Annotated in this window: 1 protein-coding gene; it reads right to left on the minus strand. The window is 69.2% G+C overall.

Annotation, left to right across the window (positions count from 1 at the left end; genetic code table 11):
- The coding region (locus AC1DWF_RS37775; RefSeq protein ID WP_476843533.1) for an amidase family protein at positions 1-548 on the minus strand (548 nt) is incomplete at both ends.

The following is a 548-nucleotide window of genomic DNA, read 5'->3' on the forward strand; positions in this document are numbered from 1 at the left end:
GGCCGAGGTAGTTGCCGAGCGTGGACCAATGGCCCTGGCCCATGGTCTCCCGAAGCCCCTCGGGGCCCTCGGCATCGCGGCCCGGCGCGTAGAAGGGCAGCGGATAGAAGGGCGAGAGGAAGAGCGGATACTCGTCCATCAGCACCGACCACTGCCGCGCGTAGAAGGTCCGCTGCGCCAGCAGCTGGAGCAGCTTCTTCATGTCCACCGTGGGCGTGCGGCGGTAGTTCTGCTCGAAGACGCCGGCGATCGCGGGCGAACCGTACTTGGCGATGTCCTCGGCCATCAGGGCGTAGCTTTCGGTCATCAGCGCGGTGCGGCCCTCGAACTGGATCTCTCGCAGCGAGGGCGGCGCGACCTCCTCCACGACATAGCCTGCCTCCGTCAGGGCGGCCTTCGCGTCGAGCAGGGCCTTCTCCACCTCCGGATGCAGCGGCAGGTCGGGCGCCTCGAGGCTGAAGCCGACCTTGATCGGACCTTCCAGCGCCGCGCCCCGCCACGGCAGGGGCACATGGAAGGGGTCGCGCGCATCGGGCGCGATCATCGCG

This window comes from Aminobacter sp. P4_D5, from assembly GCF_056401815.1.